Source organism: Streptomyces sp. NBC_01077 (assembly GCF_045162855.1).
Classification (GTDB): domain Bacteria; phylum Actinomycetota; class Actinomycetes; order Streptomycetales; family Streptomycetaceae; genus Streptomyces.
The window spans coordinates 7,945,284-7,964,133 of record NZ_CP108669.1 but is presented as its reverse complement, the minus strand read 5'-3'; the positions used below and the strand labels follow the sequence as shown (position 1 = coordinate 7,964,133).

Here is an 18,850-nt window from a genome sequence, read left to right as displayed (position 1 = left end):
CCGTACGGGGGCTACCGCCAGTCGTCCCAGGGCGGCGGCTCCTCCATCCCGTCCATGTCGTAGGGCGGCTCTTCGTCGTACGGCGCTTCGGGCTCCGGCGCGGCGGGCGCAGCCTCGGAGGCCGCGGCGGCGGGCGTGGCGGCGGGAGCCGCACGGGTCACGGTCTCCGTACCGGCGGCGGTCCCCGAACCAGCAGTACCGGTCTCCGCCAGCGCCTCCAGCACACCCTCGGCGTACTTGGTGAGCTTGGCCTCGCCGACGCCACCGATGGTGCCGAGCTCCTCGACCGTCGCGGGGAGCCGCGTCGCGATCTCCCGCAGCGTGGCGTCGTGGAAGACGACGTACGCCGGTACGCCCTGCTCGCGCGCCGTCGCGGCCCGCCAGGCGCGCAGCGCCTCGAAGACCGGAACGGCGGCCGCCGGCAGGTCGACCGGCACGCGGGCGCCCTTCCCGGAGCGCGCTCCGGACTCCTTGCGGGAGGCGGCGGCCGGGGCCTTCTCCTTGCGCATCGTGACCGTGCGGCGGCCACCGAGCACCTCGCCGCTGTCCTCCGTGAGCACGAGCGTCCCGTAGTCGCCCTCCACCGCGAGGAGCCCCAGCGCGAGGAGCTGGCGCACGACCCCTCGCCACTCGGCGGTGCCCAGGTCCGACCCGACGCCGAACACCGAGAGTCCGTCGTGGTCGAACTGGATGACCTTGGCCGTCTTCTTGCCCTGCAGGATGTCGATGATCTGCCCGGCGCCGAACTTCTGGCGCCGCTCCTTGGCCAGCCGCCACACCGTGGACAGCAGCTTCTGCGCGGCGACGGTGCCGTCCCAGGACTCGGCCGGGGTCAGACACGTGTCGCAGTTGCCGCACGGCTCGCCCGCCTGGCCGAAGTAGGCGAGGAGGCGCACGCGGCGGCAGTCGACCGTCTCGCAGAGCGCGAGCATGGCGTCCAGGTGCATGCCGAGGGCGCGCCGGTGCTGATCGTCGCCCTCGGAGCCGTCGATGAGCTTGCGCTGCTGGACCACGTCCTGGAGGCCGTACGCCAGCCAGGCGGTGGCCGGCTCCCCGTCGCGGCCGGCGCGGCCGGTCTCCTGGTAGTAGCCCTCGACGGACTTCGGCAGGTCGAGGTGGGCCACGAAGCGCACGTCGGGCTTGTCGATGCCCATGCCGAAGGCGATGGTCGCCACCACGACGACTCCGTCCTCCCGCAGGAAGCGGGCCTGGTTCGCCGCGCGCGTACGGGCGTCCATGCCGGCGTGGTAGGGGACGGCGTCGATGCCGTTCTCCACGAGGAGGGCCGCGGTCTTCTCCACGGAGGCGCGGGAGAGGCAGTAGACGACTCCGGCGTCCCCGTCGTGCTCGGCCCTGATCAGTTCGAGCAGCTGCTTGTGCGGGCTGTTCTTCGGGACGATGCGGTACTGGATGTTGGGCCGGTCGAAGCCGGCGACGAAGTGCCGGGCCTCCTCCAGACCGAGCCGCGCGGCGATCTCCTTGTGGGTGGCCTCGGTGGCGGTGGCGGTCAGCGCGATCCGCGGCACCTTGGGCCAGCGCTCGTGGAGCATGGACAGCGCGAGGTAGTCGGGCCGGAAGTCGTGGCCCCACTGGGCGACACAGTGCGCCTCGTCGATGGCGAAGAGCGACACCTTGCCCCGGTCGAGGAGCCGCTGGGTGCCCTCGGTGCGGAGGCGCTCGGGAGCCAGATAGAGCAGGTCGAGCTCGTCGGCGAGGAAGGCCTGCTCGACGGCCTGCCGCTCGTACGGATCCTGGGTCGAATTGAGGAAGCCGGCCCGCACCCCGAGGGCCCTGAGCGCGTCCACCTGGTCCTGCATGAGGGCGATGAGCGGTGAGACCACGACGCCGGTGCCGTCTCTGACCAGGGCCGGGATCTGGTAGCAGAGCGACTTTCCGCCGCCGGTCGGCATCAGCACGAGGGCGTCGCCGCCGTCGACGACCTGCTCGATGATCTCCTGCTGCTCGCCCCGGAAGGAGCTGTAACCGAAGACGCGGTGGAGCACCTGCGCTGCCTCGGAGATCACGGCGGAACCGTCGGAAAGGACCATTCACCCACCCTATCGGCCGCCACGGACACCCCGGCCGCACCGAGGGAAACCTGCGGACGACCTCCCGACGACTCCGGTCCGCCGCGTGTCCGTCGTGCGGGACTAGGCTCGATGACGTGCCCGAGGCAACGCGGGGGCCGAACCCTGCGTCCTTCACCCCAGGGACGCGTCGGCCGACGCACCAGCCACGGCCACAGGGACAGGACACATGATGAGCGACAAGGCCCGTACTCTCTTCGACGCGCTCGACCTCGACCACGACGGCACCCTGACGCGCATCGAGGTCATCAACGCCCTGCGGGCCAAGGGCCCGACCCTCGCCGCACAGGGAGTGATCCCCGTCTGGGGCGTGGGGAACGACGACGACGCCTCGGCCCTGTTCGACGAGGCCGACCAGAACGGCGACCGCGTCCTGTCGTTCGAGGAGTTCGCCGCGCTGGTCGACCGCCGCTTCGGCTGGTGACACCGGACCGCGCCCGCGTACGAAGAAGCCGGCACCGTGCTGTCCGCACGGTGCCGGCTCGTCCGCCCGGAGGACCGGTCAGGAGATCTCGGGGAGCAGCCCGGTGGCCGGCGCTGCCAAGTCGGTGAGCTGGTGGAGCTGGTTCACCTCGTTCAGCCGGCCGAGTCCACCGAGCTGACCGGCGATGCCGGGGAACTGGGCCTTGGACTCCTCCGGGATCCCGGTCGTGGCGAGGGCGTCGAGCTCGCTGACCGGATTGATCGGCGGACCGAGCGGGCTGGTGGTGGCGACGGCCTGCGCCGCGGACGCGCCGAGGCACGAGAAGGCGGCGGCGACGGCGAGGACTGAGGAGATACGTCGTGTAGAGGTCACACCCTCACAACGTCCCGCCGCGCCGACGGACACGGCCGCTCCCTGCCCACACCGTCCGAAAGCACCACCAACGGGATGCCGACCGGGGCGGCGGGGCTGCAGCTCCTGTACGAGCCCGGCCCGACCCAGGCGGCTCGCCGGCCATGACGGCACGCCCTGCCGTCACCCGATGTACGCCCTGCACGCTCTGTCGAACCGCTTCTTGACGACCGGGTCCTGGATGGTCCTACGGGCTGCCTTCAGCTGATCCCGGATCTGCTGGAGCACCATCGCCTTCCGCTCGACGGACACGTCCTCCGCGTCCGCCGCCGACATCCACCGTTCGATGGCACGATCATGCATCGGATGCGACCGGTGCTGGTAAGCCGCTTGCGAAGCAATGCCGCTTTCTTCCTCGTACATCGATCCCGGTTCTCCGAGGTAGAAGGAGATGGCGTCGGCGATCGTCTGCTCGTCGGCCCCGGTGAAGGCTCCGGCCCAGTCGGCTCCGGTCGTCTCCGTATCGGCCGCTCGGGCATCGCCGAGGAAGACCCGGCCGTACTTCGGGCCGAAGACCCGCTCCATCTTCATTCCGCGGTCCCATCCCTTGGAGGGATGATTCAGCATGCCACCGCCCGCGAGGTCGCGCTGATTCTGGTAGGGCGTGATGTCGATGGAGATCGTCTTTATCCCCGCCAGGGTGAACTGGTCGGTGACTCCACTGCGCATTCCGATGGCGCCGCGAATGTTGCATCTGTTCTTGAGGTAGTGGAGAAGACCGAGCTGACTCCTCCGGTCATTGGGAACGCCGTCACCCCAGTTCCATGTCCAGTAGTTGACCAGGTGCGGCCGGTCTCCCCACGTCTCGGCCGTCTCCCCCGCCGGGAATCCTCCGATGGGAACGATCTGGACGTCGTTGCCCAGTCGGCTCCGGACCGCCTCGATGATCTGCCCCATCCCCTCCGTGCCGGTGTCGAGCGCAGGGGCGTTGCCCACGCCGCTGTGGCCGCTGTCGCGGAAGTTCACGAGGACGTACGGCACACCTTCGCTGAACTTCTGCACCTCGGGTGATGCGTCGAAAGCGGCACGGGTGTCATCGTCCGGCTGCGCGTACGCGTTGTGGAACGCTTCGATCCCCTCCTGATCCGTTCCTTGCAGTACATCGGTGAAGTACCTGGTGGACAGCGTGTCCCCGTTCGCGGAGACCTTGCCCCCCTTCTTCGACTTGCGGTTGAGCTTGTTCACCGAATCGCGCGAACAGTAGATCTTCCGCCCAGCGGTCTCAAGATCCTTGTGGAGGGCCACCATTGCTCGCGCCGTACGCTCATTCGCGTCCGTCACACCGTAGATGAGCAGATTGCAGTCCGGGGCGGTCACCAGGGCCGCTCTTACGTGGTACATGTCGCCGGAGTGATCCGCGCGAATGGCCACCGTGTTGTCATCCGTCAGGGGGGCGACACCGGGCGGTTCGAGATTCGAGATCTCGATGGCATCGAGACCGAGCGGCGGTATCTGCTCCGCCGGCCTCTCGTAAGGCGTGTCGGGCTGCACCCTGCCGCCCTGTTTCGAGGAGTCCACGGGCGCACGCTGGACGGCATCCGACACCTGCGGTGACGCGTCCGTCTCCCGCGCGGCGGGGCGGGCGGACCCGGAGGACGACATCACCCGCCGTGCGTTGGTCTCGGCTTCGCGTTCGAACCGGTCGGACGGATCGGACACACGGAGGCCCGCGCCGTTGTCGGTCCCCGCGACAGGCCCCTGCCGCTGCTGGATGACATGGGTCAGCTCGTGGGCGAGCGTGTGCCGGTCACCTCCGCCGTCTCCGATCACGACGTGACTGCCGGAGGTGTAGGCGCGGGCGCCGACCTCCGCGGCCGACGCCTTCGCGGCACCGTCGTCGTGGATTCGGACGTCCGAGAAGTCCGCGCCGAGCCGGGCCTCCATGTCGGTACGGGTGCCCTCGTCGAGCGGCCGCCCGCCGGTGCGCAGGACGTCGTGCACGGCGGAGCGCTGCACATCGTGCCGCTCGCCGCCGTGGCCGCAGCCCGCACCGTGCTGGTGCGGTTCCTGGGCCCAGGGATGCCCGGCCTCGCGCAGCATCTGGACGACGGCGGCGTTGCCTGCGCCGCGCTGCAGGGCCAAGCCGGCCGTGGGGTGGGTTCCGGGCGCCCGGTCGGCCGCCGTACGGGCCGGGACGCGATCGGACGTCCCGGCGTCAGTCGTTCCGGAAGTGTCTCGGGCATTCACGAGGAGGCTCGATTCGAAGAGAGAACGCGATCCTCCATGCCTAGCCGGTCGGCGGAGCGGACCGCCAGGTACACCCGGGCAGCATCGGCTGCCTGAACGGGCACGCCCGGCAGGCGGGACCGGTGAGAGCGGGTCAGGCAGTGGCGTCGGCTGCCGGCGGTCCGGGTACTGCGTCCCGTACGGCATGGCCCGACTCCCGTACGGGATGACGGCTCAGGATCGAGACGCGGTTGAACGCGTTGATGGTGATCGCCACCCAGATCACCCCGGAGATCTCGTCATCGTTCAGGACCGCGCGGGCCGCGTCGTACGCCCGGTCCTGCGCGCGGCCGTCCGCCGGGTCGGTCGTGGCCTCCGCCAGGGCGAGGGCCGCGCGTTCCCGTGCGGTGAAGAGCTCGGTGTCCCGCCAGGCGGGGAGCACGCCGAGGCGCCGGGTGGTCTCGCCGGCTCGGAGGGCGGCCCTGGTGTGGACGTCGAGGCAGGAGGCGCAGCCGTTGATCTGCGACACGCGGAGGTTGATCAGTTCGACCAGGATCCGGTCGAGGCCCGCCTCGGCGGCGGTCGCACGGACGGCGTCGGCCGTGTGGACCAGCGCCCGGTAGGCCGCGGGGCTCTGCTTGTCGAGGTAGATCCGTCGGCTCTCCTGGACCACTGTCACGTCGCTCACCTTGCGCTCCTTCGAGGAATCCGTGCGCGTCACGGGTTCGGGGGCTATGATCGTCATAGTTGTTGAAAGCGAAACTATATCGCTGCGTGAGAGCGGATTGCGAGGGGTCGGGCATGGACGACACAGAGGTCGAGATCCTCTCCGCGCGGGAGGTCCCGCTGGGCGGCCCGCGCGCCATGACCGTACGGCGCACCCTGCCCCAGCGGTCCCGGACGCTGATCGGAGCATGGTGCTTCGCCGATCACTACGGCCCCGACGAGGTCGCCGAGTCCGGCGGCATGGACGTCGCCCCCCACCCGCACACCGGCCTGCAGACCGTGAGCTGGCTCTTCACCGGGGAGATCGAGCACCGCGACAGCCTGGGCAGCCACGCGTTCGTACGGCCCGGGGAACTGAACCTCATGACCGGCGGCCACGGCATCAGCCACACCGAGGTCTCCACGCCCGGCACCACCGTCCTGCACGGGGTGCAGCTGTGGGTGGCGCTGCCCGACGAACACCGCCACGCCGACCGCGACTTCCAGCACCACGCCCCGAAGCCGGTGCGGGTCGAAGGCGCGGAACTCCGGGTGTTCCTCGGCACGCTCGCCGGTGAGACCTCCCCCGTGGCCACGTTCACCCCGCTCCTCGGCGCCGAACTCCTCCTCGATCCGGGCGCCACCGTCACGCTCCCCGTCGACCCGGACTTCGAGCACGGCCTGCTCGTCGACGAAGGAGACGTCCGGCTGGCCGGAACGTCCCTCCGCCCGGCCGAACTCGGCTACGTCGGCACCGGACACGAGACCCTGACCCTGACGAACGAATCCGACCACCGCGCGCGGGCGGTCCTCATCGGCGGGACTCCCTTCGGCGAGGAGATCGTCATGTGGTGGAACTTCGTCGGCCGCAGCAACCAGGACATCGTCGAGGCCAGGGAGGAATGGGAACGTGCCTCCGACCGCTTCGGACACGTCGACGGCTACCCCGGCGACCGCCTCCCCGCCCCGACCCTGCCGAACGCCACCCTCACACCCCGCGGAAACCCGCCCCGCGGAAACCCGCCCCGCGGAAACCCTCCCCACGGAGACCCGCCTCGCGCCTGACCCCCGAGGCCCACGCACCCTTCGACCCGAAAGGCACGTCATGAGCGAGCAGGAAACCACCACCCCCGTCGTCCGCAACGTCGACGCCCGCCACCGCTACGAGATCCTGGTCGACGACCGGCGCGCCGGCCTCACGGCGTACCGCGACCGCGACGACCGGCGCGTCTTCTTCCACACCGAGATCGACGACGCCTACGCGGGCCAGGGCCTCGCGTCGATCCTGGTCGAGGAGGCCCTGACCGACGTGCGCGCCTCCGGGATGCGGATCGTGCCGGTCTGCCCGTACGTGGCGAAGTTCCTGAAGAAGCACGAGGAGTTCGCCGACATCACGGACCCGGTGACACCGGAGATCCTCCAGTGGCTGGATGCGCGACTGGGCCGCTGAGGCAAGTCCGACGGCCGGCCGGGAGGCCAGGAGCGCCCCGGCCGGGCGCCGAACCGTCGTCGCTCAGCCGGCGGACGGGGCGGACGGGGCGAGGACCACGAAGTCGGCTTTGGACGGGTCGAGGCAGACGGCGAGCCGGCCCACGCCCTCCGCGTCGTCCGGGCCCATCTGCACGTTGCCGCCGCTCGCGGTGACCCTGGCGGCCGCGGTGTCGCAGTCGGCGACCGCGAAGACGGGGTGCCAGTACGGCCTCCCGTGCGCGAGGGCGAGGTCCGCCTCGGCCACCTGCATGAGGCCGCCGTGCATGCGCTCCTCGGGGAGTCCGGCGGGCGTGATGATCGTGTACGTGCCCTCCCCGCCGGGCATCGGCATGTCACTGAACTGCCAGCCGAAAACGCTGCCGTAGAACTGCTTCGCGGCCGCGGCGTCACTCGTGTACAGCTCGGTCCAGGACAGCGAGCCCGGCGCGTCCACCTGCTCGACACCCTTGTTCGAGCCCGGCTGCCAGACGGCGAACTGCCCGCCCAGCGGATCGCTGTACTGCGCCATCCGACCCCACTCGCCGAGGTCCATCGGTGCGACGCGGACAGTGCCGCCCGCCTCCTCCACGGCCCGGGTCGCGGCGTCCGCGTCGGCGACGCTGTAGTAGATCATCCAGGCCGAGCGCGCGCCCTCCTCGGTGAGCTTGCCGAGCCCGGCGACGATCTTTCCGTCGCTCCGGAACATCCCGCCTTCCATGTCCTCCGCCGCCCCCTCCCCCACTCCCTCTTCCTCTCCCATCGACTCGTACTCCCATCCGAGTACGCCGCCGTAGAAGGCCGCGGCGGCCGGGACGTCGGGGGCGCCGAGGTCGAGCCAGCAGGGGGAGCCGGGGACGAAGTCGGTGGTGATCATGGCGATGGCCTTTCACTTTTCCGGGGTACGCCAGGTACGCCCTCAGCCTTGCACCGGACACGGCCCCTCGCGCGCCGACCGTTCGACGGCTGCCGTGCCCACCGCTCCACTCCCCACCCGACGCGTCGGAAGAAGTCGACACTTCGGAGATCTCCGACGCATCCTGTCGACATGCCAACCGTCGACGTCTACAGCGCGCTGGCCAATCCGGTCCGGCGCAAACTGCTCGAAGGGCTGATCGGTGGGCCACGCCCGGCCGGCGACCTGGCCGGGGAGTTCTCCCTCAGCCGTCCGGCCGTCTCCGAGCACCTCGCCGTACTGCGGAAGGCCGGGCTGGTACGCGAGGAGCCCCGCGGGCGCCATCGCTACTACCACCTGCGGCCGGAGCCACTCGCCGAGGTCGGCGACTGGCTGCACCCCTTCGAGCACTACTGGCGCGCCCGCATGGGCGCCCTGCGGGACGTGCTGGACGAGATCAGCGACAGCAGCACCGACGACAAGGGCAACAGCGACAGCAACAGCGCTAAGGACGTATCCCCATGACCGCCGAACTCCGGACCATCCACTGCGACCAGTTCATCGCCCACCCGCCCCGGACCGTCTGGCGTGCGCTCACCGACCCGGAGCTGCACGCGCGCTGGTGGGCCGCCGGGGACGTGCGCCCCGAGGTGGGGCACCGCTTCACCCTGGACATGGGGCAGTGGGGTCACCAGGAGTGCGAGGTACTCGCCGTGGAGCCGGAGCGCCTGCTGCGCTACAGCTTCGCCCCGGGGAGCCTGGACACCACCATCACCTGGCGCCTCGAGGCCGAAGGGACCGGTACGCGGCTCTTCCTCGACCACGCCGGATTCGACCTCGACTCGCCGCTCGGCAAGGCTGCGTTCGACGGGATGGGGCACGGCTGGCCGGGCCTGCTGCGGCGGATCGAGCCCGCGCTGGACACGGCCGTGGGCCAGTAGCGGGACGAGGCGCGCGGAACCCCACCGCCGGGATGACGGAAGTCTTACGGCCCGGCGTGGACCGACCCGCACCACGACCCCCGTCCGTAGCGTCGTGCCCATGCGCGTACTCGTCACAGGAGGAGCCGGTTTCATCGGCTCGCACATCGTCACGGCGCTCCGGCGGGCCGGCCACGAAGCGGTCGTACTGGACGCGCTGTTGCCCAGCGCCCACCCGGCCGCCCGCCCCGGCGCCGACCACACCGCCCCGGACCCGTCGACCACCTCGGCGGCGGCGGAGTTCCTGCACGCCGACGTCAGGGACCCCCGGAGCGTCGGGGCGGCGCTGCGCGGGATCGACGCCGTCTGCCATCAGGCTGCGATGGTCGGTCTCGGCAAGGACTTCGCCGACGCCCCGCAGTACGTGAGCTGCAACGACCTCGGCACGGCCGTACTGCTCGCGGCCATGGCGGAGACCGGTGTGCGCCGGCTCGTCCTCGCGAGCTCCATGGTCGTGTACGGGGAGGGGCGGTACGAGTGCCCCCGCCACGGTCCCGTCCGGCCGGAGGCCCGCCGGCCCGAGGACCTCGCGGCGGGCCGTTTCGAACCGCGCTGCCCCGCGTGCGGCTCGGCCCTCGCCCCCGGCCTGGTCGGCGAGGACGCGCCCGCAGACCCCCGGAACGTGTACGCCGCGACCAAACTGACCCAGGAGCACCTGGCGGCGGCATGGGCCCGCTCGGTGGACGGCACGGTGCTCGCGCTGCGCTACCACAACGTGTACGGCCCGGGGATGCCCCGGGACACCCCGTACGCGGGCGTGGCCTCCTTCTTCCGCTCGGCGCTCGCGCGCGGCGAGGCGCCCCGTGTCTTCGAGGACGGCGCCCAGCGCCGGGACTTCGTGCACGTACGGGACGTGGCGGCGGCCAACGTGCTCGCCCTCGACGCCGGCTCCGGACTGCCCCCCGGCACCCTCACGGCCTACAACACCGGCAGCGGGGACCCGCACACCGTCGGCGAGATGGCCGCCGCCCTGGCGCACGCGCACGGCGGACCGGCTCCGGTGGTGACCGGCGAGTTCCGGCTGGGCGACGTCCGCCACATCACCGCGGACTCGTCCCGGCTGCGCCGGGACCTCGGCTGGCGGCCCGGGATCGACTTCACCACCGGCATGACGGCCTTCGCCCACGCGGGCCAGCGGGCCTCGGCGACCCCCAGCCAGGTAGGGGCGTGATCAGCTCGCCGCAGCCGGCAGCGTCACCTCGAAGCGGCAGCCGCCGGGCACGTTGCGTACCTCGGTGCGGCCGGCGTGGGCCTCGACGATGCCGCGAACGATGGCGAGGCCGAGGCCCGCCCCCGCCGCGGGGGTGTCCCCGGCCCCCGCCGGAGGGGTACGTGCCTCCGTACCGCGCCAGCCGGTGTCGAAGACCCGGGGCAGGTCCTCCGCAGGGATGCCGCCGCAGCCGTCGGTGACGGACAGGACGACGGCACCGTCGCGCCGCTCGGTCGCCACGGCGACGGTTCCGTCGGCCGGGGTGTGGCGGATGGCGTTGACGAGGAGGTTGGCGAGGACCCGGGTCATCTCCTTGCCGTCCACCTCGACGGGAACGGCCTCGACCGCCTCCCCGACCAACCGGACGCCGCTCTCCCGGGCGAGCGGGTCGGCGCCGCTCAGGGCGTCGCCGACCAGGTCGTACACGGAGAGACGGCTCGGACTGAGGGTGAGCGCACCCGCGTGGATGCGGGAGAGTTCGAACAGGTCGGTGACCATGGCGGTGAGGCGTTCGACCTCGGTACGGATCTGCCGGTGGTAGCGGGCCGGATCGGCCGCCATTCCGTCCTCCAGGGCCTCCGACATCGCCCGCAGTCCGGCCAGCGGGGTGCGCAGATCGTGCGAGATCCAGGCGACGAGCTCCCGGCGCGAGGCCTCCAGGGAGCGCTCACGACGCCGGGAGGCGTCCAGTTTCACGCTGGTGGCGGCCAGTTCACGGGTGAGGGCGGCGAGTTCGGCGGTGGCCGCTCCGTCGGGGGCGGAGAAGCTCCCGCCGTCGCCGAAGTCCCGTGCCGCGCGGGCGAGCGCGCGGCTGCGCGTCACCACCCACCGGCCGAGGAGGAGCGCGGTGCCGAGCGAGACGAGGGCCGCCATCGCGATGACGACGGTCACGACCCACAGATCGTGCGCGGAGAGGAACATCGCCCGGGCGACGGCTAGGGTACCGGCGAGCATCGCCGTCACGGTGACGGCGGCGACGACGGTCAGCGAGACGGTGACCGAACGGTGCCGGACGAGCCGGAGGACCACCGCGCCGGCGAGGCCGGCGCCGGCGGCTCCCGCGAGCGCGAACACGGCGATGAGCAGGACGTCCTTCACGACGCCACCGCGCCTTCGCGGCCGGGCTCGAAGCGGTAGCCGACGCCCCACACCGTCTCGATGAGCCGGGGCCGGGCCGGGTCGTCCTCGATCTTGGCGCGCAGGCGCCGGACATGGACGGTGACGGTGGACAGGTCGCCGAAGTCCCAGCCCCACACCCGTCGCATCAGCTCCTCCCTGGCATGCGCCGTACGGGGGTGCGCGAGGAAGTACGCGAGGAGGTCGAACTCCCGCAGGGTGAGCGCGAGTTCGCTTCCGGATCGGGTGGCCCTGCGGGTCGCGGGGTCGACGACGAGGTCTCCCGAGCGGAGTACGGACGCGGCTCCCGTGCTCGTACGGGTCCGCCGCAGCACCGACTCGACGCGCAGCACCAGCTCGCGCGGGCTGAACGGCTTGATGACGTAGTCGTCGGCGCCCACCTCCAGGCCGGTGATCCGGTCCTCCTCGTCGCCGCGCGCGGTCAGCATGATCACCGGTACGGGACCGGTGGCGCGCAGCCTCCGGCAGACCTCGAGACCGTCCAGACCCGGCAGCATCAGGTCGAGCACGACCAGGTCCGGCCACCGCTCCCCCGCCCTCCGCAGCGCGTCGGGGCCGTCGGCCGCGTGCTCGACGGCGCATCCCGCCCGCTCCAGATAGCCGGTGACCACCTCGGCCACCGTCGGATCGTCGTCCACCACCAGAATCCGGGCGGCGGTTCCGGGGGCTTCGCGCTCGTTCATGGCGGACAGCCTCGCATCCGCCCTCCCCGGCGGCCACGGCCGCCAGGGGGTACGCGCGCCGACGTCCGCGTTTCGTAAGGAGTGGAACGGCCCCGAAGGGCCCTGCGGTTCCTACGGTGAGACGCGTGACACCCATGACCGTAGATGTCGTCCTTCCCTGTCTCGACGAGGCCGAGGCCCTGCCCTGGGTCCTGGCCCGGATCCCGGCCGGCTGGCGCCCGATCGTCGTCGACAACGGCTCCACCGACGGTTCGGCCGCGCTCGCGGCCGGCCTCGGCGCCACCGTCGTGCACGAGCCCCGGCGGGGCTTCGGCTCCGCCTGCCACGCCGGGCTCCTCGCCGCCGAAGCCGAGTTCGTCTGCTTCTGCGACTGCGACGCCTCCCTCGATCCCGGCCTGCTGCCCGGGCTCGTCCGCGACGTCGCCGACGGCTCGGCGGACCTTGTCCTCGGCCGCCGCCGCCCCACCGGACGCGGCGCCTGGCCGCCGCACGCCCGGGCCGGCAACTTCGCCCTGTCGTGGCTGCTGCGCCGCCGCACCGGGCTGCGGCTGCACGACCTCGGGCCCCTGCGTGCGGCCCGCCGCGAGGCGCTCCTCGGCCTCGGTCTCACCGACCGGCGCAGCGGCTACCCGCTGCAGATGGTGGTCCGGGCCGCCGACGCGGGCTGGCGGGTACGCGAGGTCGACGTGCCGTACCTACCCCGGGCGGGCCGGTCCAAGGTCACCGGCACCTGGCGGGGCACGTACCAGGCCGTGCACGACATGCGGCGGGTACTGGACGAGCCCGTACGCACCGGAGGTGGGCGCGCGTGACCACGCTCCTCGTCATCGCGAAGCAGCCGCTGCCGGGGCGCGTGAAGACCCGGCTCACGCCCCCGTTCACACCGGCCGAGGCCGCGTTCCTCGCCGAGGCCGCGCTGGCGGACACGCTCATGGCCGCCGCGCGCGTCCCCGCCGACCGGCACGTCCTCGTGCTCGACGGGGAGCCCGGCCCCTGGCTCCCGCCCGGTTTCGTCGTCGTCCCCCAGGCGAAGGGCGGCCTCGACGTGCGGCTCGCGGCCGCGTTCGCGGCCTGCGACGGCCCCGCGCTGCTCATCGGCATGGACACCCCGCAGATCACCCCGGAGCTCCTGGCCCCTGCCCTGCGCGGGGACGGCCACGACGCCTGGTTCGGCCCGGCGGCCGACGGCGGCTTCTGGGCCCTCGGCCTCGCGGTCCCGGACCCGGCCCTCCTGCTCGGCGTCCCGATGTCCCGGCCCGACACGGGCGCCGTGCAGTACGACCGGCTGCGGGCCGCCGGCCTGCGGATCGGCACCCTGTCCGTCCTCCGTGATGTGGACACGGCGGAGGACGCGCGGCGGGTGGCGGCTTCGGCACCCGGGACCCGATTCGCCACCCTCTACAGGGAGTTGACGACAGCGGGGGCGAGGGCGGGCACGGGCATGCAGCCCGGCGCGGGGCCGAGAGCGGGCGCGGGCATGCGGCGCGGCGCGGGAACGAGCGCGAGCACAGCACCTGGAACGAGCACGGCGCCGGGAGCGGTCGCGTGACCCCGACCACGGGATCAGCGCGCGTGCCGGTGCCGACCGGAGCAGCCCACGTGGCCACGACAACGACCGGAACAGGGCACCTGCACCCGACGACGACCTGGCGCTCCGACCCGTACACCGACGCCCTGCGCACCGGGCGCGGCCCGCTGTTCCTGCGCCGGGACGACGGATGGCTCCTGCCTCTCGATGTCGAGCGCTGGTGCGAGGCACCCGACTCCGCCGACCGGTCCGTCCTGGAACGCTGCCGTGGCACGGTCCTGGACATCGGTTCCGGCCCCGGGCGGCTCGTCGCCGCCCTCGCGGCCGAAGGCCGGCGCGCGCTCGGCATCGACATCAGCCCGGAGGCGGTGTCCCACACCGAACGGCTCGGCGGGACGGCGCTGTGCCGGTCGGTCTTCGACCCACTGCCCGCGGAGGGCCGCTGGGACACGGCCCTGCTGATCGACGGGAACGCGGGCATCGGCGGCGACCCGGCCGCCCTGTTGCGCCGGCTGCGCCAGGTCGTGTCCCATACCGGCCTCGTCATCGCCGAGTGCGCGCCCGTGGACGTCGACGAGCGCTGCGAGGTACGGGTCGACGACGGCCGCGGGGGCCGGGGAGGGCCGTTCCCCTGGGCCCGGGTGGGCACCCGGGCCCTGTCCGCCCACGCGGCCCGGGCGGGTTGGGCGGTGAGGGAGAGCTGGACGGTCGCGGACCGCCCCTTCCTGTCCCTCGCGCCTCAGTCGCCGGCGGGCTCACGCTTCTGACGCCGCTCCCGCCACGCCCGTACGATCACCCGCGGGCTTCGTACGGGCCCATGCCTCCGCCGTACGAGATACAGCGCGCCCGTCGCCGCGGCCACCGCCGCGAGGACGATCGCGAGGTTCCGCCCGTACGGCAGGGGCAGTGCCGACGGGTTCGGCGGCTCCCCCGGCCGTACGAGCAGCGGAAGCGTCACCAGGACCACGCTGCCGGCGACGATCAACGCCCCTCGCAACAGGCCCCGTTCGGGCGCCACGCGCCGGCCCGCGAGCAGCAGCCCCACGGCCAGGACCAGCGGGGCGAGGATCCCGTCGTGGAGGACGACCGCCCCGGCCAGCCAGACCGACACGCCCACCGGGTCCGGCTCTTCCACGACGAGCCATGCCCCAAGACCGATCATCGCCAGACCGGTCCCGCCGACCACGTACCGCAGCACGTGCGTCGTCGTCGGCCCCCGCGGCATCGACCCCTGTGGCGCAGGTCCTTGGGGCGTCGGTCCTTCTGGCATCGATCCTTGCGGCGTGCTCACAGCACCTCCAGTCGGTGTACCCATTTGGTCTGCAGGACCCCCGGCCGGTTGGGGGCGATGACGCGGGCCGGGAAACCGTGGTCGAGGGAGAGCGGACGCCCGTTGAGCGTGAGGGCGAGCAGAGTGAGCGGATCGTCGACGTACTCCTCGCCCATCTCCATCACCCGGTAGGCGCCGCTCACTTCGAGCGAGGTCACCCGCAGGGCGACCCGGCCCGGCCGCCCGCCGGCCCGCTCCACCAGGGCCCGCACCGGCACGCCGCCCCAGTCGGCCTGGACGGTCCAGCCCTCGACACACGCGATCGGCAGCCGCGCCCGCGCTTGCTCCATCGCCCGCAGTCCGTCGAGCGTGAGGGCGTACGGCCGGGGGCCCGCGACCTCGAGTCGCCACTCCGCCAGACCGCCCGCCGTGACGCCGGCCGCCGCGGCGGTCCGGTTGACCGGCAGTCCCTGAGGCCCGTGGTCGGGGTGTCGGGGCGCGAGCAGATCGAACGTCTTCAGCGGGGTGACGGTCTGTCCCACCGTCGTCAGGGTGACCACGCCGACGGCGGCGCCCATGCCGAGCAGGAGGGAACGGCGGTCGACGGCGTCCTCGGCCGGCAGGGCGAGCGTGCCCGTCGAGCGCTTGCTCCAATGGGCCGTGATCTCGGGGGTCTTGACGGCGACGTGCAGCAGGATCGACCCGGTCACGACCCAGGCGACGGCGAAGTGCACCTGGATGAACGAGAACGGCCACGGGTACCACTCGACGATGTTGAGCAGCCCGGTCAGCAGTTCGAAGACGGCCGCGGCCACCAGGACCGCGACGGACAGTCGCTCCAGGGCGTGCCGCACGGACCGCACAGGGGGCCGGACGAACAACCGGGGGTAGACCGTCCAGAGTTTGACCAGGAGCAGCACGATCGCGGCGAGGCCGGTGGCGATGTGCAGGCCCTGGGTGAGCCAGTAGCCCCACACCGGCCGGGCGGGCAGGTCGTCGGCGAGCCAGGCGGGCGGATGCTGGAGGTAGTGGCTGACGAGACCGGTCACGAAGCAGACGGCGAAGGCCGCACCGAGCCACCGGCCGACGGCCGTCGCCGTTCTCGCGTCGTGCAGCCGCCCGGTGAACGCGGGCGGGCGGAGCACGGACAGGGCGGAGCGCGACGGTCCGGGCACCCGGAAGGGCTTGCGGGCGGGCTCGTGGACGCGCTTGCGGGCGGACTTGGGAGCGGGCTTGCGGGAGGGCCTGCTGGAGGTCATGCCGTCCATGACACCGCCGCGAGCGCCCGCACGGAGGGTTCGACACCTTACGAAACCCGAACGCCCCGACGGGTCGCCCCCTCACCACCCGCGTGCGCTGCCAGGCTGCGCCCATGGCCCGCACCCGACCCGTCGTCCTCACCGCCCTGCTGCTCCTCGTCCTGACCATCGCCCTCGCCGCCCTGCTCCACGGGGACGCACGCGGCGCCGGCTTCCTCGCCGGATACGCGGGTGCGTGGGCGCTGTTCGCGGCGGCCGTCGTGGCCCTGCGCCACGCGCCCGCACGCGCGGTCGTCCCGTTGGTCCTCGCCGGGGCGGTCGCGGTCACGGCCACCGGGCTCGTGGCGGCGCCGCGTACGAGCACGGACTCCTACCGGTACGCGTGGGACGGCCGGGTGCAGGCCGCCGGCATCTCCCCGTACGACCACGCACCCGCCGACCCGGCTCTCGTCGGGCTGCGTGACGCATGGCTGTTTCCCGACGGCGCGACCTGCGGGCGAAGCGGCACGGACGGCAACGGCAGCGGCAAGGTGGTCGGCCTCGCTCCGCTCGGCGACGGCACATGCACCCGCATCAACCGCCCCACCGTGCACACCATCTACCCGCCGACCGCCGAGGTCTGGTTCCTCGTGGTCCACGCCCTGTCGCCGGACGACGCCCGCCACAAAGGCCTCCAGTCGGGCGCCGCCCTCCTCTCCCTGGCCGTCACCGTCGTCCTGGTCCTGGCCCTGCGCCGCCGGGGCGACCCCCACCGGGCCGCTCTCTGGGCCTGGTCCCCGGTCGTCCCCGTCGAGGCCGTGAACAACGCCCATGTCGACGTCCTCGCCGTCCTCTTCTCGGTCGCCGGGCTCCTCGTCGTGGCGCGCCACCGCGTCACCGGCGGTGTGCTGCTCGGCCTGGCGATCGCCGCGAAGCTGCTGCCCGTCGTGCTGCTGCCGGGTGCGGTGTCCGGCGCCCGACGACCCCGTACGGCCCTGGCGGTCCTCGCACCGGCGGTGGCCACGGTCGGGTTGCTGTATCTGCCGTACGTCCTGCTCTCCGACGGCTCCGTCCTCGGGTATCTGGGCGGCTACGCGCGGGAGGAGGGGTACGACGACGCAGGCGCGGGCGGCCGTTATCTCCTGCTCCGGTTCGTCCTGCCGGACGCGTGGGCGCCCCCGGTCGCGGCGCTCGTCACGGCGGCGGTCGCGGTGGCGGTCTGGTGGCGCGGCGACCCGGAGCACCCGTGGCGCGGCGCCCTGCTGACCACGGGCACGGCCTTCCTCCTCCTCACCCCCGGTTACTCCTGGTACGCCCTCCTTCTGGTCGCCCTGGTGGCTCTCGACGGCCGCTGGGAGTGGCTGGGCGTCGCACTCGCCGGGGCGGTCGCCTACCTCGTGGGCGGCGATGCCGCGACGGCCGCGTACGCGGCGGCGGCGCTCGGGGTGGTGGGCGGGGCCTGGGCACGGGGACGGACACGGGCACGAGCGCGTACGGATGGCCGAGGCGGCGATGGCGGACCCCACGCGGTGGACGTCGGTGGCGGAAAGCCCGTTGCCGGGCCCGGCCCTTCCGGGCTCGATCATCCTCGGCGGCGCCACGACGGGCACCGCCCGCCGAGTGGTCGCGCCGGAGGGGAAGGAGGACGCTGGAACTGAGTGCGTCCGGGTGTCGAGGGTGTAGCGAACGGACCGCCCGCCCGGTCGGGAGAGGCCACGCCATGCGCATGCTCCTGAAGGTTCAGATGGACACCCCGGCCTCCAACGAGGCCATCAGACAGGGCACCCTGCAGAAGATCATGGAAGAGACGTTGCAGGCGATCCGCCCCGAAGCCGCCTACTTCACCGTCGAGGACGGCTGCCGGACGGCGTATCTGTTCTTCGACCTGGACGATCCCTCGCAGATGCCGAAGATCTCGGAGCCCTTCTTCCTCAAGCTCCACGCCAGGATCCACTACTCGCCGGTCATGAACCCCGAAGACCTGCGCAAGGGCCTGTCCGCGATGACCCCCGGCGGGTGACCGCCCGTCGCCCCGGCGACGACGCGGAGCCGGCTCCTGCCCCTGCTCGCCTCACTCGGCGCGTTCCGGACCTGCCCCTGATGGCCCGGGGCCAGGGTGTCGGCGTGTCGGCCATGACGGGAGGCACCGTTCAGTCCTCACCGAATCCGGAAGGTGATCCGCAGCGACCGCAGGCCCGGCTGTCCGGCGGTGTGCAGCACCGCCTCGCCCGGCCCGACGGCTCGGACGTCCCAGGCGCGGTAGCCCGGATCGGACTCGAAGTCGACCGGTACGAGGACGATCGCCGCGCCCTCGACGGTGGGGACGGCCTCACGCCAACGGCCGGAGAGGCGTAGCTGGGTGGTGTCACCGAGGGGCAGAGTGACGGTGCGGCCGGTGTCGTCCTGGGTGAGGACGGCCGGGGCGGCGGACGGCGACGCGGGTGCTGCTGTCGTCGTCGCAGGGGCGGGTGCCGTTGTCGTCGTCGCAGGGGCGGGAGGCGGGCTCGGCGTCGAGCCGGGGGCGCGGGTGGACGTCCGGGCGGGCGGGGTCGGCCGCTCCTGCGGGGCGTCATCGGTGCACGCGGCCGCCGCCACCCCGAGGAGCAGGGCGGCGGCGGCGCGCGGCAGGAACGTCGTCCGTGGCATACG

At 72.8% G+C, this 18,850-nt stretch carries 21 protein-coding genes; 11 read left to right on the top strand and 10 right to left on the bottom strand.

What is annotated here, in order from left to right:
* Window positions 1-11: 11 nt before the first annotated feature.
* Window positions 12-2,048 carry a DNA helicase RecQ gene (gene recQ, locus OG462_RS35950; protein WP_406064299.1) on the bottom strand — a complete coding sequence of 679 codons (2,037 nt, stop codon included), beginning with the start codon at window positions 2,046-2,048 and terminating at the stop codon, window positions 12-14.
* A gap of 208 nt (window positions 2,049-2,256) precedes the next feature.
* Between recQ and OG462_RS35945 the strand changes: the two genes are divergently transcribed.
* On the top strand, window positions 2,257-2,511 hold the full coding sequence (locus OG462_RS35945; RefSeq protein ID WP_406064298.1) for an EF-hand domain-containing protein: 255 nt from the start codon (window positions 2,257-2,259) through the stop codon (window positions 2,509-2,511).
* Window positions 2,512-2,589: 78 nt separating this feature from the next.
* Here the strand turns inward: OG462_RS35945 and OG462_RS35940 are convergent, their stop codons facing one another.
* The 3 genes from OG462_RS35940 to OG462_RS35930 all read right to left on the bottom strand — a co-directional run bounded on the left by OG462_RS35940 (window position 2,590) and on the right by OG462_RS35930 (window position 5,776).
* A complete protein-coding gene (locus OG462_RS35940; protein WP_406064296.1) occupies window positions 2,590-2,883 on the bottom strand; it encodes a hypothetical protein in 294 nt (97 codons plus the stop codon).
* A 162-nt stretch (window positions 2,884-3,045) separates the two neighbouring features.
* Window positions 3,046-5,109 (bottom strand): DUF4157 domain-containing protein, encoded by a 2,064-nt coding sequence (locus OG462_RS35935; RefSeq protein WP_406064294.1) that lies wholly within the window; start codon window positions 5,107-5,109, stop codon window positions 3,046-3,048.
* 133 nt (window positions 5,110-5,242) lie between these two features.
* Entirely contained in the window at window positions 5,243-5,776 is a 534-nt protein-coding gene (locus OG462_RS35930) for a carboxymuconolactone decarboxylase family protein (protein ID WP_406064292.1), read from the bottom strand.
* A 113-nt stretch (window positions 5,777-5,889) separates the two neighbouring features.
* Here OG462_RS35930 and OG462_RS35925 point away from each other — a divergent pair, with 113 nt between their 5' ends.
* The gene (locus OG462_RS35925; protein WP_406064290.1) at window positions 5,890-6,858 is read left to right on the top strand and encodes a pirin family protein; all 969 of its coding nucleotides are present in this window, start codon (window positions 5,890-5,892) and stop codon (window positions 6,856-6,858) included.
* A 40-nt stretch (window positions 6,859-6,898) separates the two neighbouring features.
* The gene (locus tag OG462_RS35920) at window positions 6,899-7,243 is read left to right on the top strand and encodes a GNAT family N-acetyltransferase (protein ID WP_406064288.1); all 345 of its coding nucleotides are present in this window, start codon (window positions 6,899-6,901) and stop codon (window positions 7,241-7,243) included.
* A gap of 63 nt (window positions 7,244-7,306) precedes the next feature.
* Here the strand turns inward: OG462_RS35920 and OG462_RS35915 are convergent, their stop codons facing one another.
* Entirely contained in the window at window positions 7,307-8,137 is an 831-nt protein-coding gene (locus OG462_RS35915; RefSeq protein WP_406064286.1) for a VOC family protein, read from the bottom strand.
* A gap of 171 nt (window positions 8,138-8,308) precedes the next feature.
* On the opposite strand from OG462_RS35915, the gene OG462_RS35910 reads away from it, so the two are divergent.
* The 3 genes from OG462_RS35910 to OG462_RS35900 all read left to right on the top strand — a co-directional run bounded on the left by OG462_RS35910 (window position 8,309) and on the right by OG462_RS35900 (window position 10,306).
* Complete coding sequence (locus OG462_RS35910) at window positions 8,309-8,680, top strand: ArsR/SmtB family transcription factor (RefSeq protein ID WP_406064285.1); 372 nt, start codon at window positions 8,309-8,311, stop codon at window positions 8,678-8,680.
* On the top strand, window positions 8,677-9,096 hold the full coding sequence (locus tag OG462_RS35905) for an SRPBCC domain-containing protein (protein WP_406064283.1): 420 nt from the start codon (window positions 8,677-8,679) through the stop codon (window positions 9,094-9,096). Before OG462_RS35910 ends, OG462_RS35905 begins: the two co-directional genes overlap by 4 nt.
* Before the next feature lie 100 nt (window positions 9,097-9,196).
* Window positions 9,197-10,306, top strand: a complete 1,110-nt coding sequence (locus tag OG462_RS35900; protein ID WP_406064281.1) for an NAD-dependent epimerase/dehydratase family protein — start codon at window positions 9,197-9,199, stop codon at window positions 10,304-10,306.
* On the opposite strand, the gene OG462_RS35895 is transcribed toward OG462_RS35900, so the two are convergent.
* On the bottom strand, window positions 10,307-11,443 hold the full coding sequence (locus tag OG462_RS35895) for a sensor histidine kinase (RefSeq protein WP_406064279.1): 1,137 nt from the start codon (window positions 11,441-11,443) through the stop codon (window positions 10,307-10,309).
* Entirely contained in the window at window positions 11,440-12,165 is a 726-nt protein-coding gene (locus tag OG462_RS35890; protein ID WP_406064277.1) for a response regulator transcription factor, read from the bottom strand. Before OG462_RS35890 ends, OG462_RS35895 begins: the two co-directional genes overlap by 4 nt.
* Before the next feature lie 134 nt (window positions 12,166-12,299).
* Here OG462_RS35890 and OG462_RS35885 point away from each other — a divergent pair, with 134 nt between their 5' ends.
* From OG462_RS35885 to OG462_RS35875, 3 genes are read left to right on the top strand one after another with little or no spacing between them, the layout of a single operon-like run.
* Window positions 12,300-12,977 carry a glycosyltransferase family 2 protein gene (locus OG462_RS35885; protein ID WP_406066849.1) on the top strand — a complete coding sequence of 226 codons (678 nt, stop codon included), beginning with the start codon at window positions 12,300-12,302 and terminating at the stop codon, window positions 12,975-12,977.
* On the top strand, window positions 12,974-13,714 hold the full coding sequence (locus tag OG462_RS35880) for a DUF2064 domain-containing protein (protein WP_406064275.1): 741 nt from the start codon (window positions 12,974-12,976) through the stop codon (window positions 13,712-13,714). The genes OG462_RS35885 and OG462_RS35880 overlap by 4 nt, the downstream gene beginning before the upstream one ends.
* Before the next feature lie 50 nt (window positions 13,715-13,764).
* Window positions 13,765-14,460 (top strand): class I SAM-dependent methyltransferase, encoded by a 696-nt coding sequence (locus tag OG462_RS35875; protein WP_406064273.1) that lies wholly within the window; start codon window positions 13,765-13,767, stop codon window positions 14,458-14,460.
* On the opposite strand, the gene OG462_RS35870 is transcribed toward OG462_RS35875, so the two are convergent.
* Window positions 14,433-14,891 carry a hypothetical protein gene (locus OG462_RS35870; RefSeq protein WP_406064271.1) on the bottom strand — a complete coding sequence of 153 codons (459 nt, stop codon included), beginning with the start codon at window positions 14,889-14,891 and terminating at the stop codon, window positions 14,433-14,435. The genes OG462_RS35875 and OG462_RS35870 overlap by 28 nt on opposite strands.
* A gap of 89 nt (window positions 14,892-14,980) precedes the next feature.
* The gene (locus tag OG462_RS35865; RefSeq protein ID WP_406064269.1) at window positions 14,981-16,222 is read right to left on the bottom strand and encodes a molybdopterin-dependent oxidoreductase; all 1,242 of its coding nucleotides are present in this window, start codon (window positions 16,220-16,222) and stop codon (window positions 14,981-14,983) included.
* 113 nt (window positions 16,223-16,335) lie between these two features.
* On the opposite strand from OG462_RS35865, the gene OG462_RS35860 reads away from it, so the two are divergent.
* Together OG462_RS35860 and OG462_RS35855 are read left to right on the top strand one after the other, a co-directional pair.
* Window positions 16,336-17,859: a glycosyltransferase 87 family protein gene (locus tag OG462_RS35860; protein ID WP_406064267.1), complete on the top strand. Its 1,524-nt coding sequence runs from the start codon at window positions 16,336-16,338 to the stop codon at window positions 17,857-17,859.
* Between the two features lie 62 nt (window positions 17,860-17,921).
* Window positions 17,922-18,221, top strand: a complete 300-nt coding sequence (locus OG462_RS35855; RefSeq protein ID WP_406064265.1) for a hypothetical protein — start codon at window positions 17,922-17,924, stop codon at window positions 18,219-18,221.
* Between the two features lie 137 nt (window positions 18,222-18,358).
* Here the strand turns inward: OG462_RS35855 and OG462_RS35850 are convergent, their stop codons facing one another.
* Window positions 18,359-18,847 (bottom strand): hypothetical protein, encoded by a 489-nt coding sequence (locus OG462_RS35850; RefSeq protein WP_406064263.1) that lies wholly within the window; start codon window positions 18,845-18,847, stop codon window positions 18,359-18,361.
* Between the last annotated feature and the right edge of the window lie 3 nt (window positions 18,848-18,850).

Excerpts from the sequence above, each read along its gene's own strand:
- OG462_RS35865 (WP_406064269.1), bottom strand. The coding sequence starts at position 16,222 with ATGACCTCCAGCAGGCCCTCCCGCAAGCCCGCTCCCAAGTCCGCCCGC.
- OG462_RS35915 (WP_406064286.1), bottom strand. The coding sequence starts at position 8,137 with ATGATCACCACCGACTTCGTCCCCGGCTCCCCCTGCTGGCTCGACCTC.
- OG462_RS35860 (WP_406064267.1), top strand. The coding sequence starts at position 16,336 with ATGGCCCGCACCCGACCCGTCGTCCTCACCGCCCTGCTGCTCCTCGTC.
- OG462_RS35905 (WP_406064283.1), top strand. The coding sequence starts at position 8,677 with ATGACCGCCGAACTCCGGACCATCCACTGCGACCAGTTCATCGCCCAC.
- OG462_RS35925 (WP_406064290.1), top strand. The coding sequence starts at position 5,890 with ATGGACGACACAGAGGTCGAGATCCTCTCCGCGCGGGAGGTCCCGCTG.
- OG462_RS35920 (WP_406064288.1), top strand. The coding sequence starts at position 6,899 with ATGAGCGAGCAGGAAACCACCACCCCCGTCGTCCGCAACGTCGACGCC.
- recQ (WP_406064299.1), bottom strand. The coding sequence starts at position 2,048 with ATGGTCCTTTCCGACGGTTCCGCCGTGATCTCCGAGGCAGCGCAGGTG.
- OG462_RS35910 (WP_406064285.1), top strand. The coding sequence starts at position 8,309 with ATGCCAACCGTCGACGTCTACAGCGCGCTGGCCAATCCGGTCCGGCGC.
- OG462_RS35900 (WP_406064281.1), top strand. The coding sequence starts at position 9,197 with ATGCGCGTACTCGTCACAGGAGGAGCCGGTTTCATCGGCTCGCACATC.
- OG462_RS35890 (WP_406064277.1), bottom strand. The coding sequence starts at position 12,165 with ATGAACGAGCGCGAAGCCCCCGGAACCGCCGCCCGGATTCTGGTGGTG.
- OG462_RS35855 (WP_406064265.1), top strand. The coding sequence starts at position 17,922 with ATGCGCATGCTCCTGAAGGTTCAGATGGACACCCCGGCCTCCAACGAG.
- OG462_RS35850 (WP_406064263.1), bottom strand. The coding sequence starts at position 18,847 with ATGCCACGGACGACGTTCCTGCCGCGCGCCGCCGCCGCCCTGCTCCTC.
- OG462_RS35945 (WP_406064298.1), top strand. The coding sequence starts at position 2,257 with ATGATGAGCGACAAGGCCCGTACTCTCTTCGACGCGCTCGACCTCGAC.
- OG462_RS35885 (WP_406066849.1), top strand. The coding sequence starts at position 12,300 with ATGACCGTAGATGTCGTCCTTCCCTGTCTCGACGAGGCCGAGGCCCTG.